The following is a 16,485-nucleotide window of genomic DNA, read 5'->3' as shown; positions in this document are numbered from 1 at the left end:
GGCCGCCAGTGCTGCAGGCTGCGGCCGCGCTCGTCAGGGACGCGCGTGGTCGATGGCCAGCTTCGCGCGACCGTCCGACGCCACCACCTGCGCGGCGGATTCCAGGTCGCCCGGGGTGGCGTTCGCCGTCCCGCTGCGCGACACGCGCGCCAGCACTTCCACCTTCGCAAGCTGCGACAGGCGGCGCGTCGGCATCGGGCTGTCGGCGTCGGAGAGCGTCAACGTCGCGGGTAGATCCGCAAGCGTGATCCGCTTGGCCGCGACGGGCATCGGCGCGCCGCCCGGCTCGCGCGCGATGACGAACACCGCGGCATCCGCGGGAAGCGTGCGGCGAAGGGCGGGGTCGATGTCGACGACAACCGACAGCATTCGCGCGGCAGGCGCCGCCGGCAGCGGCGGCAGGCCCGCGTCGGCGCGGGCGGCGTCGATCTGCGGCCGCAGCGCGGTCGCGGTCGCCGGGTCGACGTCGGGCAGCAGGGCCTGCCAGGTCGCCGCGGCGTCCGCGGGCTTCCCGGCTTGGCGCTGCGCGACCCCCATGAACCAACGGGACCGCTGGTGTGACGGCTGCACCGCCAGCGCCCGCTGCAGGTAGAGCATCGCGTCGGCGTCGAAGCGCCGGTCGGGCGCTGCCAGCGCGCGGGCTTCGGCGGCCTGGGCGAGCAGGTCGGCGTCGCGCGGCGAGTAACGCACGGCCTGACCCAGCGCGCGCGCGACGTCCGCCACGCGACCCTGCGCGCGGTACGCATCGGCGAGCAGGCGCCAGCCATCGGGTTGCGCCGGCTGGCGCGCGAGCTCCGTTTCCAGGCGCTGCACCGCGCCGGCGAGCGTATCGGGCGTGCGCACGTTGGCCGGATCCAGTGCCGCCGGGCTGCCGACCAGCAGGTACATCGAGGACACCAGCACGAGCGCCGCGCCGGCCAGGAGGCCGCCCACGGCGGGGCGACGGCGGATCAGCGGCCAGAAGGCGGGCACGAGGACCGCGAGGCCGAGTACCAGCGCCGCCGCGATGAAGCCGTAGTTCATCACCACTCTCCGCTGTCGGGATCGACCGGCGTCGCGCCCGGCCGCGCCGACCGTTCGCGCACGATGCGCCAGACGACCGCACCGCCGGCCAGCAGCACGGCCAGCGGTCCGAACCAGAGCAGCCACGTGGCCGGACCGACGTTCGGACGGTAGAGCACGAACTCGCCGTAGCGATCGACGAGGAAGCGACGGATCTCCTCGTCGCTGCGCCCGTCGCGCATGAGGCGCAGGATCTCGCGTCGCAGGTCGACGGCGATCTGCGCATCGGAATCGGCGATCGACTGGTTCTGGCACATCACGCAGCGCAGCTCGTGCGTGAGGTCGCGGAAGCGCGCGTCCTCGGTCGTATCCCGGAACTGCAGAGGACGCCGGTCCGCGACCTGCGCAAAGGCCGAGGCGACCACCAGCAGACCGGCGAGAATGGCGACGAACCTACGCGCCATGTTCGCTCTCCAGTGCCTGCAGCTGCGGCATCACCTCGTCGCGGATGATCGCGTCGCTGAGCTCGCCCACGTGTTTCCAGCGGATGCGGCCATTGGCGTCGATCAGGTAAGTTTCCGGCGCACCGTAGATGCCGAAGTCGATCGCCGTGTCGCCGGGTTCGTCGACGATCACCAGCCAATACGGGTTGCCGAACTGCTCGAGCCAGCGCAGCGCGTCGGGGCGTGCGTCCTTCCAGTTGTAGCCGACCACGCGCACGCGCTTGGTCTCGGCGAAGCGCGTGATGACCGGATGCTCCTCGCGACAGGCCGGGCACCAGCTGCCCCAGACGTTGAGCAGGTAGGGCGCGCCCCGTAGGTCGGCGGCACGCACGATGCGCTCCGGCTGGTGCAGCGACGGCAGCGCGAACTCGGGCGCGGGCTTACCGATCAGCGGCGAAGGCAGGGCCTCGCGATCGGGACGGCGGCTGAGCCAGACGCCTGCCGCAAGCAATGCAGCCAATGCGGCGAAGACGGCCAACGGAATCCAGCGGCTGCGGTTCACGGCGCGGCTCCTGCCGGAACGGGCTGCGCACCGGTGGCGGCGCGTTCGCGGGCATTGCGGAAGCGCCGGTCGGAGGCCGCCGCCAGGCCGCCGAGTGCCATGAGCAACGCGCCTGACCAGATCCACCGCACGAATGGCTTGACGTGCACGCGCACGGCCCAGGCCCCGCCGCCGAGCGGCTCGCCCAGTGCGACGTAGAGGTCCTTCGACACGCCCGGCACGATCGCCGCTTCCGTCATCACCTGGCCGCCGCTCGCGTAGTTGCGCTTTTCCGGATGCATCGTCTGCACGACGCGGTCGCCGCGCGTCACCACGACGGTGCCGCGGTCGGCCTCGTAGTTGGGACCGCGCGAATGGCTCACGCCTTCGAAGCGGAACGCGTAGCCGGCGAGCTCGACGGACTGGCCGGGGCGCAGCGCGAGTTCGTGTTGCTGCGCCATGCCCTCGACCAGCAGCGCGCCGACGACGAATACGCCGACGCCGGCATGAGCGAGGACCATGCCGACCATCTCGGCGGTGAAGCGCGCGCCGGGCATGCGTAGCCGCTGCCAGACGAAGCGAAGCGTCCCCAGCACGACCCACGCTGCACCTGCGACCCCCAGCGCGGTCTTCCAGCCGCCGTGCGGCAGCGCCAGGAAGGTTGCGATGCCCGCCAGCAGCGCGAGCACCAGCAGAGGCGCCAGCAGCTTCGCCGGCCGCGACGGCTCGTCGCGCTGCCACTTCGTCAGCGGGCCCAGCGGAAGAAGCAGCGCGATCAGCGCGACCAGCGGAACGAAGAACGACGCGAAGTACGGCGGGCCGACCGAGATCTTGCCGAGGTCCAGCGCATCGGCGAGCAGCGGGTACAGCGTGCCGAGCAGCACCATGGCGCAGCTTGCGCTGAGCAGAACGTTGTTGACGAGCAGCAGCGTCTCGCGGGAGTAGGAGGCGAAGTACCCGCCGCGCGCCGCGTCGCCCTCGGGCGCGCGCAGCGCATACAGCAGCAGCGAGCCGCCGATCACGATGCCGAGGAAGATCAGCACGAACGTGCCGCGCGTGGGATCGGCGGCGAACGCGTGCACGCTCGTGAGCACGCCCGAGCGCACGAGGAACGTGCCCAGCAGCGAGAGCGAGAAGGCAGCGATCGCGAGCAGCAGCGTCCAGCCGACGAAGCCACCGCGCTTTTCCGTCACCGCCTGCGAATGGATCAGCGCCGCGCCCGCGAGCCACGGCATGAACGACGCGTTCTCGACCGGGTCCCAGAACCACCAGCCGCCCCAGCCGAGCTCGTAGTACGCCCACCACGAGCCCAGCGCGATGCCGATCGTCAGGCAGGCCCAGGCGACGTTCGTCCACGGACGCGTCCAGCGCAGCCAGCGCGCGTCGACGCCGCCCTCGAGCAGCGCGGCGATCGCGAATGCGAACGGCACGGCGAAGCCGACGTAGCCCGCATAGAGCATCGGCGGATGGATGATCAGGCCGGGATCCTGCAGCAGCGGATTCAGGTCACGGCCCTCGGCGGCTGCCGGCAACAGGCGGGTGAAGGGATTGCTGGTGAAGATGAGGAACGCGAGGAAACCGACCGCGACGATGCCCATCACGCTCAGCACGCGGGCGACCATATGGCGCGGCAGCCCGCGAGAGAACGTCGCGACGGCGCCCGTCCACAGTGCGAGCACGAGCGCCCACAACAACAACGAACCCTCGTGCGAGCCCCAGACCGCGGAATAGCGGTACCGCAACGGCAGCAGCGAATTGCTGTTCTCGGCGACGTACTTCACCGAGAAATCCTGCGTGACGAACGCGACCGTCAATGCCATGAAGGCGAACGCGATGCATGCGAGTTGCGCGTAGGCGGCCGGGCGGGCCACCTCCATCCACGCACCGAGGCCGCGGTGCGCGCCGATCAGCGGCAGCGTGGACTGCACGATCGCCACGACGAACGCGAGCAGCAGCGCGAACTGCCCGAGCTCGGGCAGCGCGGCGATCAGGTCGGTCACTGCATCGCTCCGGCCGGCGTGACCGGCGCGGACGCATCGGCGGGCGCATCGGAGGCGACATCGTGCTTGCGGTGCGCCTTGCCCATCTTTTCGGCGACTTCCTTCGGCATGTAGGTCTCGTCGTGCTTGGCGAGCACCTGCTCGGCGATGAAGCGATCGCCCTGCATGCGGCCCGTGGCGATGACGGCCTGGTCCTCGCGGAAGAGGTCGGGCAGGATGCCGGTGTAGACCACGGGCATCACGCGATCGCCGTCGGTGACGTTGAAATGCGCTTCCATCGAGCCTTCGGCGCGCTTGAACGAGCCGCGCGCGACCATGCCGCCGAGGCGGAACTTCGCCCCGCCGTCGCGCACGTTCGCGCCGGCCTGGCCGGAAAAGATCTCCGACGGCGTGTAGAGATACGCGACGTTGCGCTGCAACGCCGTCGCGACGAGGGTGGCCGCGAGGCCCGCGCCCAGGACGAGCGCGAGGATCCACAGCAGGCGGCGGCGACGGATCGGGTTCATTGCACTTCCACGGAACGTTTCGGGCGCGCGCGGGCGGCGTCGCGTGACTGGCGACGCTGCGCGTCGCGCAGGCGACGGCGGATCTGGAGCTGCGTAGCCACGAAGTCCCACGCGAGCACGATGACGAATACGGCGTAGGCCGCGGCGACGTAGCCGGCGTAGCTCATCGAGCCGCTCCCGTCTGCGCGATCCAGGCCTTGCCGGCTTCGCGACGCAGGTTGTCGGCGCGCGCGCGTGCGAGCAGGGCGCCAACGAACCAGACATGCGTGCCGACCGCCATCCAGATGAGCGGCGCGACCATCGACGCGTCCATCGACGACTCGCCGAAGAGGCGGATCGTCTGCCCCTGGTGCAGCGAGTTCCACCACACCACCGAGTAATGGATGATCGGCAGCAGCACGACGCCGACGAGCGCGAGGAACGACGCGGCGCGCGCCGCGATACGACGATCGTCGATCGCGCCGTAGATGCCCATCACGCCGAGGTAGAGGAACAGCAGGATCAGCTCGGTGGTGAGCCGCGGGTCCCAGTCCCACCACGTGCCCCACATGGGCTTGCCCCAGATCGAGCCGGTGAGCAGCGTGATCAGCGTGAACCCGGCGCCGATCGGCGCGCAGGCCATCGCGAGGATCTCGCAGAGCTTGATGCGCCACACCAGCGCGATGGCCGCGTAGAACGCCATCGCCGCGAACGCCGCCATGCTCATCCACGCCGACGGCACGTGGATGTAGAGGATGCGGAAGCTGTCGCCCTGCTGGTAGTCGGCGGGGACCGTGAACAGCGCGCCGTACAGGCCCGGCAGCATGAGCAGCAGGCCCAGCGCGTAGCCCCACTTCGCCCAGCGCGCGGCGAAGCGGTCGAAGTAGGGCGGCGAGCCGAGTTGGTGGAACCAGCGGACCAGCGGATTCATCGGGGCGTCGGGACTGGCGGGCGGGCCGCCTGAGCGTGCGTGGAAGTCTCCGCGACGGGCGCGGACGGGCGCTTGATCAGACTCAATTCGGGCGTTTCAGTTCAGCGCGATCCGCAGGGCCGCGGCGGCGGCGAGCGGGGCGAGCAGCAGGCTGGCGACCAGCCCGGCGCCCAGGAGCAGCAGCGCACCGGTCGGGTCCAGGCCCTGCGAGGCGGCGACGACGCTTCCCGCGCCGAAGACCAGCACCGGCACGTACAGCGGCAGGGCCAGCAGGGCGACGAGTATACCGGAGCGCTTCATCCCGACCGTCAGTGCCGCAATCACCGCGCCGATCAGGCTCAGCAGCGGCGTGCCCAGCGCCAGGGAGGCCATCAGCACCGGCAGCTGGGGCGTCGGGAGCTGCAGCAGCAGGCTTAGCAGCGGCGTAGCGACCAGCAGCGGCAGGGCCGTCGTGGCCCAGTGCATCGCCGTGCGCACCAGCACCAGCCACGGCAGCGGGACGGGCGCCAGCATCCACTGCTCGAGCGAGCCGTCCTCGGCATCGGCGCGGAAGAGCGCGTCCAGCGACAGCAGGCCCGCCAGCAGCACCGCGAGCCACAGGACGGCGCTGGCGACCTTGGGCAGCAGGCGGCTGTCGGCGCCGAGCGCGAGCGCGAAGAGGACGGCCACCAGCACGGCGAACAGCGCCGGCTGGAACGCTTCGCTGCGACGGCGCCACAGGATCCGCAGGTCCCGCCGGACCAGCGCGGCCGCGGACTGGGCCAGGCCCGGCGGGTGAGCTGCGGTCATGCCGGACGCTCCAGCGGCAGCAGTCGGGTACGGACCGGTGGGGCGGCATAGGCGCCGTGGGTGGTGAGCAGGGTCGCGCCGCCGTCGTCGAGGTGCAGCCGGATCAGCCGGTTGACCAGCTCGATGCCGTCGAGGTCGAGGTTCGCGTAGGGCTCGTCGAGCAGCCACCAGGGGCAGGGCGAGAGCCACAGGCGGGCGAGCGACAGCCGCTTGCGTTGCCCCGCCGAGAGCTGCCGGGCGAGCTGGTCCTCGTAGCCCGCCAGCCCGACCAGGTCCAGGGCGTCGACGGGCTCCAGCCCGGGCCGGCGGCCCTGCAGCCCACCGAGGCAGTCAAGGTTCTCGAGCGTCGAGAGGTCCGCCTTAAGGCCGGGCAGGTGGCCCACGTAGCCGATCACCCCGGCGCGCTCGGCCGGTGTAGCCGGACGGCCGTCGATGCGTACCTCGCCCGCGTCGGCGCGGAGCAGGCCGGCGAGGACGCGAAGCAGCGTTGTCTTGCCCGCGCCGTTCTCGCCCTGCACGAGCAGCGCCTCGCCGACGTCGACCGACAGATCGAGCGGCCCGAAGACGGGTTCGTCGTCGCGCGAGAAGCGCAGGCCGGTGGCGGCGAGCAGCGGCGGTCGGGGCGTCGGTTGGGCGGACATCGGCGCGTCGGACGGCCGGCGGCCGCGGTCGCTCATTCTATCCAGTCGACATGCGGCAGGTCGGCGTTCGGCGGGCGCGGCGCGAGCATGTGCAGTCGCACGTCGCCGCCGACGCACCAGGCGAGGATGCCGGCCTGCTCGAATTCGCGCCCGAGCGCGTCGGCGCGGTCGGGGCCGAGGCCGGCGACGAGCCAGCCGGCTTCCCGATGGCCGCCGTCCGGCGCCTGCGCCCAGGTGCGCCGGTAGTGCATGCCGAGCGCGTCGAGGCGCGACGCGAGCGCGTCGTCGGCCGCCGCGTTGTCGCGGAAAGGCTGGGATTCCGCGTCCGGATTCCAGGCGGTGATGAAGGCGTAGTAGGCGGCGGGCAGCGCGGCCTCGACATCCGCGGCAGGGTCGCCGACGCCGAACTCGATCGGCTCGCCGCCGGTCTCGACGCGGTAGCGCGCGGCGGCAAAGGCGCGCGCGAGCGCCACCGGACCGTCCTGCGGCGCGTCGTCGTTCGTCCCGTCGTTGCTCATGCGGTCCTCCGTAGCGATTCCGTACACTCGTGGCCCCTTCGCCAGGCTCCGCGCGATGACGCCCGAAACCAAGCTGCCCAAGGTCGGCACGACCATCTTCACCGTGATGTCGCAGCTCGCGATCGAGCACGGTGCGGTCAACCTCGGACAGGGCTTTCCCGACTTCGACGTTCCGGCCCGGCTGGTCGACGCGCTGGCGCGCGCGATGCGCGAAGGCCGCAACCAGTACGCGCCGATGTCGGGCGTGCCGCCCCTGCGCGTGGCGATCGCGAACAAGACCGAGCGCTGCTACGGATACCGACCGGATGCTGATGCCGAAGTGACGGTGACATCAGGCGCCAGCGAGGCGATCTTCGATGCGATCCACGCCGTCGTGCGCGGCGGCGACGAAGTGATCGTGCTCGATCCCTGCTACGACTGCTACGAGCCGGCGATCGACCTCGCCGGCGGCGTGGCGGTGCACGTGCCGCTCGACCCGGAGACGTTCGCGCCGGACTGGTCGCTGATCCGCGCCGCCGTGTCGCCGCGCACGCGCATGATCATGATCAACTCGCCGCACAACCCGTCGGGCGCGAGGTGGACGGCCGACGACATGCAGCAGCTCGAGGCGCTGCTCGCGGGCACGTCCATCTACCTGCTGTCGGACGAGGTCTACGAGCACATCATCTTCGACGGGCGCCGCCACGAATCGGCGCTGCGCTATCCGTCGCTGCGCGAGCGCGCGTTCGTGATCTCGAGCTTCGGCAAGACCTACCACTGCACGGGCTGGAAGGTCGGCTACTGCATCGCACCGCCGGCACTCTCGGCCGAGTTCCGCAAGGTCCACCAGTACAACACCTTCTGCACGTTCGCCCCCGCGCAGTTCGCGTTCGCCGAGATGATCGAGGCCGAGCCGGAGCACTACGAACAGCTCGGCGCGTTCTACGAAGCCAAGCGCGACCGCTTCCGCGAGCAGCTGCTCACGACGAAGCTGCGTCCGCTCCCGGTGCCGGGCGGGTACTTCCAGCTGGTGGACTACTCGGCCGTCAGCGACCTGCCGGACGCGGAGTTCTGCCGTTGGCTCGCGATCGAGAAGGGTGTCGTCGCGATCCCGTTGTCGCCTTTCTACGGCACGCCGCCGGCCGGCCAGCGCCTGGCGCGACTGTGCTTCGCCAAGAACGAAACCACGCTCGATGCCGCCATCGCGCGGCTGCAGGCGCTCTGAGGGCCGCCATGTCGACCGAATACGCCGTTACCGAAGTCCGCAATCCGCTACGCGTCAGCCTGGTCCAGGGCGATACGCGCTGGCTCGATCCGCGGGCCAACCGCGACTACTACGGCCGGCTGGTCGGCGCGTTGCACGGCACGACGGATCTCGTCGTCCTGCCCGAGACCTTCACCAGCGGCTTCTCGAACGATGCGATCGAGCGCGCGGAGACGATGGACGGCCCGACCGTGGCATGGATGCGCGAGAAGGCGGTGGACCTCGATGCCGCGATCACCGGCAGCGTGCAGCTGCGCACGGAGGCCGGCGTCGCCAACCGCCTGCTGTTCGTCACCCCGGACGGCGCCGTCCAGTACTACGACAAGCGCCACCTGTTCCGTTATGCGGGGGAGCACGAGCGCTATGCCGCCGGCCGCGACCGGCTCACGCTCGAATGGCGCGGCTGGCGGATCTGTCCGCTCGTCTGCTACGACCTGCGTTTCCCGGTGTTCTCGCGGAACCGCTACGACGTCGAGCGCACCACGGACCTCGACTACGACCTGCTGATCTACGTCGCCAACTGGCCCGGCGTGCGCGGCCACGCCTGGCGCACGCTGCTGCGCGCGCGGGCAATGGAGAACCTCTGCTACGTCGCGGCGGTCAACCGCGTCGGGACGGACGGCAACGGCCTGGTCTACGCCGGCGACAGCGCGGTGATCGATTACCTCGGCAACCCGATCAGCGAATGCACCGACATGGAAGTGGTCGCCACGACCACGATGTTCCTGGAGGAGCTGCGCGCCCACCGCGAGCGGTTCCCCGCGATGCTGGATGCCGACCGGTTCGAACTCCGGTGAGCCGCGCCGGCCTCAGACGAGGCCGGTGAGGTAGTAGAGCGCGATCACCACGAGCACCGCCGCGGTCTTGATCAGCGTGACCGCGAAGATGTCGCGGTACGCCTGCCGATGCGTCAGGCCGGTGACCGCGAGCACGGTGATGACCGCGCCGTTGTGCGGCAACGTGTCCATGCCGCCCGAGGCCATGGCCGCCACGCGGTGCAGCACCTCCATCGGGATACCGGCCGCCGTCGCCTGCGCGACGAACTGCTGCGCCATGGCGGCGAGCGCGATGCCCATGCCGCCGGACGCCGACCCCGTGATGCCCGCGAGCGAGGTCACCGTCACCGCCGTGTTGAGCAGCGGGTCGGGAATCGCCGACAGCGCGTTCGACACGACCAGGAATCCGGGTAGCGCCGCGATCACCGCGCCGAAGCCGTATTCCGACGCCGTATTCATCGACGCCAGCAGTGCGCCGCCGATCGCGGCGCGACTGCCCTCCACGAAGCGCGCGACGACCGGTCGCCAGGCGAACACGAGCACGGCGAGGATGCCGATCAGCAACGCGCCCTCGACGGCCCAGATGCCGGCGAGCTTGGACGTTTCCTGCACGACCGGCGCGGCGTCGCCGATGACCGCCGGATCGAAGCTCGTCGATTCGCCGTAGAAGCCCGGGATCCAGCCGGTGAAGAGCCGGTTCGCGACGCCGACGAGCACCAGCGGCAGCAGGGCGATCCACGGATTCGCCATCCGCTCGCCGGTGAACGCGGCGGGTTCGTTCACCAGCGTCGCCGGATCGCCATAGCCTTCGCCCGCGGCGGCCGCACGGCGCCGCCGCGATTCGAGGTAGAGCAGACCAACCACCAGGATGAAGACGCCGCCGAGCGTGCCGAGCACCGGCGCGGCCCACGTGGTGGTGCCGAAGAAGGTGGTCGGGATGATGTTCTGGATCTGCGGCGTGCCGGGCAGGGCATCCATAGTGAAGGTGAACGCGCCGAGCGCGATCGTGCCGGGAATCAGCCGCTTCGGGATGTCGCTCTGGCGGAACAGCTCGGCGGCGAACGGATAGACGGCGAAGACGACCACGAACAGCGAAACGCCGCCGTAGGTCAGCAGCGCGCAGACCAGCACGATCGACAGGATCGCGCGCTTCGCGCCGACCACCCGGATGGTGGACGCGACGATCGCGCGCGAGAAGCCCGACAGTTCGATGAGCTTGCCGAACACCGCGCCGAGCAGGAACACCGGGAAGTAGAGCTTCAGGAAGCCGACCATCTTCTCCATGAAGAGGCCGGTGAACATCGGCGGTACCAGTGCCGGATCGGTGAGCAGCACCGCGCCGAGCGCGGCGACCGGCGCGAACAGGATCACCGAATGGCCGCGGTAGGCCACGAACATCAGGAACGCCAGCGCGGCGAGCACGATCAGGAAGGCCATCGCGGCTCCCGTCCCCTTGAGTGGCGGCCAGTATCCGGGCGCGCGGCGATGCCGGCATTGTCCGAAGGTACAGCTGCCCGCCGCGATGGACGTCGCCTACCGTGCACGGCATCACGGCGCGGTCCGCCGTGCGATCACGCCATCCGGTCACTGGGGAGAGTCCTTCGATGCGCCGCAAGAACGTCAGCCGTAACCACCTCTGCCTCGCGATCGCCTGTGCGCTGATCGTGCCCACCGCCTGGGCGCAGGACACGACCGCGGCGCGCGGCGCCAGCGCGGCGAGCGACACCGAGGACGGCGAGCGCGCGCTAGACCGCATCAAGGTCACCGCGCGCAAGCGCGAGGAAACGCTGCAGGAAGTGCCCGTCGCGGTGACGGCGTTCACCCCCGAAGCGCTCGACAAGCTCAACGTCCGCGACCTCGGCGATCTCGACGCACAGGTGCCGAACCTGACGATCTATGCGGCGCGCGGCTCGACGAGCACGGTAACGGCCTACATCCGCGGCGTCGGCCAGGCCGATCCGCTGTGGGGCGTCGATCCCGGCGTGGGCATCTACCTCGACGACGTGTACATCGCGCGCCCGCAGGGTGCGCTGCTCGACGTGTTCGACGTCGAGCGCATCGAAGTACTGCGCGGCCCGCAGGGCACGCTGTACGGCAAGAACACGATCGGCGGCGCAATCAAGTACATCTCCAAGGGCCTGCCCAAGCAGCTCGATGGCTTCGGCTCGATCACGGTCGGCAACTACAACCAGCTCGACGTGAAGGCCGCGGTCGGCGGCCCGATCGCCGGCGAGGACAGCGGCCTGCGCGGCCGCGTGTCGGTGGCGAGCCTCAACCGCGACGGCTTCGGCACGAACCTCTACACGGGCCAGGACGTCAGCGACAAGGAAATCAACGCGGCACGCTTCGAGCTCGGCGCCTTCGCCGGCGACAACTTCGACGTCCGCTTCGCGCTGGACTGGATGGACGACCAGTCCGGCGTGCGCGGCGCCAAGATGCTGGCGGCCAACCCCTTGGCGCCGGCGTATGCGCCCCTCGCCAGCCGCTACGACATCCGCAGCGGCATGGGCAACGTCAACGACACGCAGATGAAGGGCGGCTCGATCACCGCCAACTGGCGCCTCAACGACGACTTCGCGCTCAAGTACGTGGTCGCCAAGCGCGAGTCCGACACCGAGACCAACATCGACTTCGACACCACGCCGCTGCCGCTGGTCGACGTGCGCGCCTTCTACAGCGACCAGCAGGTCAGCAACGAGTTGCAGCTCAACTACGACGCCGGCGGCCGCGCCCGCGGCGTCATGGGCCTTTACTGGTTCAACGGCGACGCCGGCGGCCAGGTGCTCAACCATTTCTACAACCCGCTCGGTGCGCCGGCGCTCACGAACCCGCTGTTCGGCGACACGCAGGGCTACGTCAACACGAAGTCGTTCGCGGCCTACGCCGACTGGACCTTCGACCTGACCAATCGCCTCAAGCTCGACGTGGGCGCGCGCTACACCGACGAGGACAAGCACGCGGTCGCGCTCAACCGCTTCTACACGAACGGCAGCTACACGACGTCCTGGGGCACGGCGGCGAACTTCAACAAGACCGTCAACTTCAAGAACGTCTCGCCGAAGGTCTCGCTGGATTACCAGATCACGCCGGACATCATGGTGTACGGGCTGGCGTCGCGCGGCTTCAAGTCGGGCGGCTACAACATCCGCGCCAACACCACCGCCGTGCCGCGCTCGGGCGAGCCGTTCGGCGACGAGTCGGTGGACAGCTACGAGATCGGCAGCAAGATGTCGCTGATGGACGACCGCCTGTTCCTGAACCTGGCGTACTTCCAGAACGACTACAAGGACATCCAGCTCTCCGTCTTCACTTCGTACACGCTGCCCAACGGCAGCCAGAGCTTCTTCGGCGACTTCACCAACGCCGGCAAGGGCACGGTGAAGGGCCTGGAGGTCGAGTACCAGTTCCTGCCGACGCAGCACTGGGCGATCAGCGGCAACCTCGCCTGGCTGGACGCGAAGTACGACGAGTTCATCAGCGCCGGCGTCAACATCGCCGATTCGCAGTACTTCACGAACGCGCCGGACTTCTCGGGCGCGATCAACCTCGAGTGGCGCACGCCGCTTGACAATGGCGGCAACCTGTCGGCGCGTGTTGGGTACGCGTACCAGTCCGACGTGTGGCCGACCACGGACCTGAGCCCCGCCATCCACCAGGACGGCTACGGCCTGGTCAACGCGGGCGTGATCTGGAAGGTCAACGACGCCTGGTCCTTCTCGCTGCAGGGCTCGAACCTGACCGACGAGGAATACCGCACCACGGGCTACAACATCGCCGCGTATGGCGTGCTCACGGGCTTCTACGGCCCGCCGCGCCAGTATTCGCTCACCGCGCGTTACGACTTCTGACCGACGCCGAAGGCGGTCGGAGTCGCGGCGGCGGGCCTTCGGGCCCGCCGTCGCATTTGTGCCCGACCGTGCGCCGGCCGGGCCCGCCGACTAAGCTGGCGACCGTGCGAAACGGGGGCGCGTGATGCCGGGACCTGACGGGATGCGACGTCGATGCTGAACGCGGGTGTCGTCACCGCGGCGAGCCTTGCCTGGCTCGGGCTGATGTTCGCCGCCGCGCTGCATGCCGAGCGGCGGCCGGCGCTGTGGTCGCGTCGCTGGCGGCTCGTCTACGCGCTTTCGCTGGCGGTGCACTGCACCTCCTGGACCTTCTACGGCACGGTGACGCAGGCGGCGCGCTACGGATGGCCCGTTCCGCCCACGTTCGTGGGCGCGATCCTGCTGTACGCACTCGGCGTCGGCGTGATGCTGCGCCTGGCGCGCCTCGCGCGCGATACCAACGCCGCGTCGCTCGCGGACCTGATCGCCACGCGCCTGGGCAAGGACGCGTGGCTGGCCGCCACCGTCACGCTCGTCGCGGCACTGGGGCTCATTCCCTACATCGCGCTGCAGCTCAAGGCCGTGGCGATGAGCTTCTCGATGCTGTCGTCGGGCAGCGTGTCGGCCAGCGGGCCCCCGTGGCGCGACAGCGGCCTGTACGTCGCGATCGTGCTCGCGGTGTTCGCGATCCTGTTCGGCGCGCGCAAGGCCGAGGCGACGGAACACAACCGCGGCCTCGTGTTCGCGATGGCGCTGGAATCGGTGTTCAAGCTCGGCGCGATGCTCGCCGTCGGTGCGTTCGTCCTGTTCGGCCTGCACGTTCCGGCCGTAGCGGTGCCGCTGCCCGCGCCGGCCGACGGCAGCGGTTTCGTGCCACTGGTGGTGCTGGGCGCGTTGGCGATGTTCATCCTTCCGCACCAGTTCCATGTCGCGGTGGTGGAATGCCGCGAGGAGCGGCACGTGCACACCGCGCGCTGGCTGTTCCCGCTGTACCTCTTACTGATCGCCTTGCCGGTGCTGCCGCTCGCGCGCGCCGGCGCACGGCTGCTCGGCGACCGCGTGCCGTCCGACCTCTACGTGCTGGCGCTGCCGCTCGCGCAGGGCCGCGAAGGGCTGGCGCTGTTCGCGTTCCTCGGCGGCCTGAGCGCGGCCACCGGCATGGTGGTGGTGAGCACGCTCAGCCTGAGCCTGATGATCGGCAACCACTGGTTCGCGCCCGGGCTGCTGCGTGGCGCCTGGAACCGCAGCGGGGCGGGGGACCTCAGCGGTAGCGTGCTGACGCTGCGGCGCACGGGCATCGTCGCGGTGATGCTGCTCGCATGGGCGTACAGCCGCGTCATCGCAGGCAGCGAAGCGTTGGCGGACGTCGGTGCGGTCTCGTTCTCGGCGCTGGCCACGCTCGGGCCCGCGCTCGCGTTCGCGGTCTGGCGTCCGCAGACGCCCGCGCGCGCGGCGCTGGTCGGCATCCTCGTGGGCTTCGCCACGTGGGCCTGGATTCTCGTCCTGCCGACGTTCGCCGACGGGGCCTGGCTGCGGGACGGTCCGCTCGGCGCGGCATGGCTGTCGCCGGACGGCTTCTTCGGCCTGACGGGCTGGTCGCGGCTGGGTCGCGCGGTGGGTGCGAGCCTGTTCCTCGGCACCGGCGCGACGCTGTTGCTCGCCGCCTCGTGGGGCGGCACGCCGCGGCGCGCGCATCGCGGACTCGATGCCGCGACGCTTCGGGCGGCGAGCCTGCGCTTCCTGCCGCGCGAACGCGTCTCGCAACTGCTGCAGGGCGTCGCGACCACCGGGCCAGTGCCGGTCGCGGTCGAGGAGCGCATCGAACGCGAACTCGCCGGCGTGCTCGGCGCGGCGTCCGCGCGCGTGCTTCTGGACGCCGCGCGCCGCGAATCGCGCGACCTCGAAACCGTCGCGACGATCGTCGGCGAAGCCTCGGCCGACCTGCGTTTCAACCAGCGCCTGCTCGAGGCCGCACTGCAGAACATGAGCCAGGGCATCAGCGTGGTCGACGCGGACCTGCGGCTGGTCGCATGGAACCGGCGTTATGCGGAGCTGTTCGGCTATCCCACGACGCTGCTGCAGGTCGGACGGCCGATCGCCGACCTCGCGCGCTGGGCGCTGCAGCGGATCGGCTTCGACGGCGACGTCGAGCGCGCGCTCGATCGGCGGCTCGCGTTCATGCGCGCCGGTACGCCGCACCTGTCCGAGCGCGTGCTGCCCGACGGCAGCATCATCGAGATCCGCGGCGTGCCGATGCCGGGCGGCGGCTTCGTCGCGACGTTCACCGACGTCACCGCGTTCCGCCGCGCGCAGGCGGGCCTGCTCCTCGCCAACGAAACGCTCGAGCAGCGCGTCGCCGAGCGCACGGTCGAATTGCAGGTCGCCACGCGCGAGGCGGAGCGCGCGAACCACGCCAAGAGTCGCTTCCTGGCCGCGATCGGCCACGACCTGATGCAGCCGCTGCATGCCGCGCAGCTCTTCGTCGACGCGCTGGGCGATGGGCTCGACGAGGAGCGGCGCCGCGCCACGATCACGCAGGTGCGCGGCGCGCTCGAATCGACCGTGGAACTGCTCTCGGGCCTGCTCGACATGTCGCGACTCGAGGCGGGCGGGCTTGTGCCGCAGCCGCGCGTGTTCGCGCTCGCCGAAGTGCTCGATCCGCTGGCGTCGGAGTTCGAGGCGATCGCCGCTGCGCGCGGCCTGTCGTTCCGTTACCTGCGCACGACGACGTGGGTGCGCACGGACCCGCAGCTGCTGCGCCGCGTGCTGCAGAACTTCCTCGCCAACGCCGTGCGCTATACCGCGAGCGGCCGCGTCGTGTTCGGCGTGCGTCGATGCGGCGACCGGCTGCGGATCGAGGTGCACGACAGCGGACCCGGCATCGACCCGTCGCGCCAGCGCGAGATCTTTGAGGAATTCCGTCGGGGCGAGGACGCGCCGGGGCAGGGGCTCGGCCTCGGCCTGTTCATCGCCGACCGCATCGCCGCGCTGCTCGCTGCGCCGATCGCGCTGCGAAGCCGGCCCGGCCGCGGAACGATGTTCGCCCTCGACCTCGAATGCGCAGCGCGTCCGCAACGGCCGCCGGTGCCGACGGTGCCGCAACGACTGGCGGGACTGCGCGTGCTGCTGCTCGACAACGAGCCCGCCGCGCTGGATGCCACCCGCCTGCTGCTGGAGCGCTGGGGTTGCGACGTGGCCGTCGCCCGCGACCGCCGCGATGCGCTCGCCGCCTGCGATTCGCGCGACCCCGCGGTCTGGCTGCTCGACTATCACCTGGACGACGGCGACA

15 protein-coding genes are annotated in these 16,485 nt (G+C 70.6%); 4 read left to right on the top strand and 11 right to left on the bottom strand.

What is annotated here, in order from left to right; genetic code table 11:
* Positions 1-33: 33 nt before the first annotated feature.
* The 10 genes from E4F61_RS03685 to E4F61_RS03640 form a co-directional block, all read right to left on the bottom strand.
* Entirely contained in the window at positions 34-1,023 is a 990-nt protein-coding gene (locus E4F61_RS03685; RefSeq protein WP_238382791.1) for a tetratricopeptide repeat protein, read from the bottom strand.
* Positions 1,023-1,466 (bottom strand): cytochrome c-type biogenesis protein, encoded by a 444-nt coding sequence (locus E4F61_RS03680; protein WP_133478322.1) that lies wholly within the window; start codon positions 1,464-1,466, stop codon positions 1,023-1,025. Before E4F61_RS03680 ends, E4F61_RS03685 begins: the two co-directional genes overlap by 1 nt.
* A complete protein-coding gene (locus tag E4F61_RS03675) occupies positions 1,456-2,007 on the bottom strand; it encodes a DsbE family thiol:disulfide interchange protein (protein WP_133478321.1) in 552 nt (183 codons plus the stop codon). Before E4F61_RS03675 ends, E4F61_RS03680 begins: the two co-directional genes overlap by 11 nt.
* Positions 2,004-3,977, bottom strand: a complete 1,974-nt coding sequence (locus E4F61_RS03670; RefSeq protein WP_238382794.1) for a heme lyase CcmF/NrfE family subunit — start codon at positions 3,975-3,977, stop codon at positions 2,004-2,006. Before E4F61_RS03670 ends, E4F61_RS03675 begins: the two co-directional genes overlap by 4 nt.
* A gap of 5 nt (positions 3,978-3,982) precedes the next feature.
* Positions 3,983-4,492 (bottom strand): cytochrome c maturation protein CcmE, encoded by a 510-nt coding sequence (ccmE, locus tag E4F61_RS03665; RefSeq protein WP_133478320.1) that lies wholly within the window; start codon positions 4,490-4,492, stop codon positions 3,983-3,985.
* Positions 4,489-4,659, bottom strand: a complete 171-nt coding sequence (gene ccmD, locus E4F61_RS03660; RefSeq protein WP_133478319.1) for a heme exporter protein CcmD — start codon at positions 4,657-4,659, stop codon at positions 4,489-4,491. Before ccmD ends, ccmE begins: the two co-directional genes overlap by 4 nt.
* Entirely contained in the window at positions 4,656-5,402 is a 747-nt protein-coding gene (gene ccmC / locus E4F61_RS03655) for a heme ABC transporter permease CcmC (RefSeq protein WP_133478318.1), read from the bottom strand. Before ccmC ends, ccmD begins: the two co-directional genes overlap by 4 nt.
* Positions 5,403-5,498: 96 nt before the next feature.
* The gene (ccmB, locus tag E4F61_RS03650; RefSeq protein WP_133478317.1) at positions 5,499-6,191 is read right to left on the bottom strand and encodes a heme exporter protein CcmB; all 693 of its coding nucleotides are present in this window, start codon (positions 6,189-6,191) and stop codon (positions 5,499-5,501) included.
* A complete protein-coding gene (gene ccmA / locus E4F61_RS03645) occupies positions 6,188-6,832 on the bottom strand; it encodes a heme ABC exporter ATP-binding protein CcmA (RefSeq protein ID WP_133478316.1) in 645 nt (214 codons plus the stop codon). Before ccmA ends, ccmB begins: the two co-directional genes overlap by 4 nt.
* 32 nt (positions 6,833-6,864) lie before the next feature.
* On the bottom strand, positions 6,865-7,350 hold the full coding sequence (locus E4F61_RS03640) for a DUF3293 domain-containing protein (RefSeq protein ID WP_133478315.1): 486 nt from the start codon (positions 7,348-7,350) through the stop codon (positions 6,865-6,867).
* A gap of 55 nt (positions 7,351-7,405) precedes the next feature.
* Here E4F61_RS03640 and E4F61_RS03635 point away from each other — a divergent pair, with 55 nt between their 5' ends.
* On the top strand, positions 7,406-8,554 hold the full coding sequence (locus E4F61_RS03635; RefSeq protein WP_133478314.1) for a pyridoxal phosphate-dependent aminotransferase: 1,149 nt from the start codon (positions 7,406-7,408) through the stop codon (positions 8,552-8,554).
* A gap of 8 nt (positions 8,555-8,562) precedes the next feature.
* On the top strand, positions 8,563-9,390 hold the full coding sequence (locus E4F61_RS03630; RefSeq protein WP_133478313.1) for an amidohydrolase: 828 nt from the start codon (positions 8,563-8,565) through the stop codon (positions 9,388-9,390).
* 12 nt (positions 9,391-9,402) lie between these two features.
* Here E4F61_RS03630 and E4F61_RS03625 read toward each other — a convergent pair whose 3' ends face one another.
* Positions 9,403-10,806 carry a GntP family permease gene (locus E4F61_RS03625; protein WP_133478312.1) on the bottom strand — a complete coding sequence of 468 codons (1,404 nt, stop codon included), beginning with the start codon at positions 10,804-10,806 and terminating at the stop codon, positions 9,403-9,405.
* Positions 10,807-10,973: 167 nt separating this feature from the next.
* Between E4F61_RS03625 and E4F61_RS03620 the strand changes: the two genes are divergently transcribed.
* Together E4F61_RS03620 and E4F61_RS03615 are read left to right on the top strand one after the other, a co-directional pair.
* On the top strand, positions 10,974-13,217 hold the full coding sequence (locus tag E4F61_RS03620; protein WP_133478311.1) for a TonB-dependent receptor: 2,244 nt from the start codon (positions 10,974-10,976) through the stop codon (positions 13,215-13,217).
* A gap of 153 nt (positions 13,218-13,370) precedes the next feature.
* Positions 13,371-16,485, top strand: a 3,115-nt coding sequence (locus E4F61_RS03615; protein WP_133478310.1) for a hybrid sensor histidine kinase/response regulator, incomplete at its 3' end; no start/stop codon positions are given.

The organism is Cognatilysobacter segetis (assembly GCF_004359965.1).
GTDB lineage: Bacteria > Pseudomonadota > Gammaproteobacteria > Xanthomonadales > Xanthomonadaceae > Cognatilysobacter > Cognatilysobacter segetis.
Note: the sequence above shows the minus strand (reverse complement) of the source record. Positions and strands in the feature narration are given on the sequence as shown.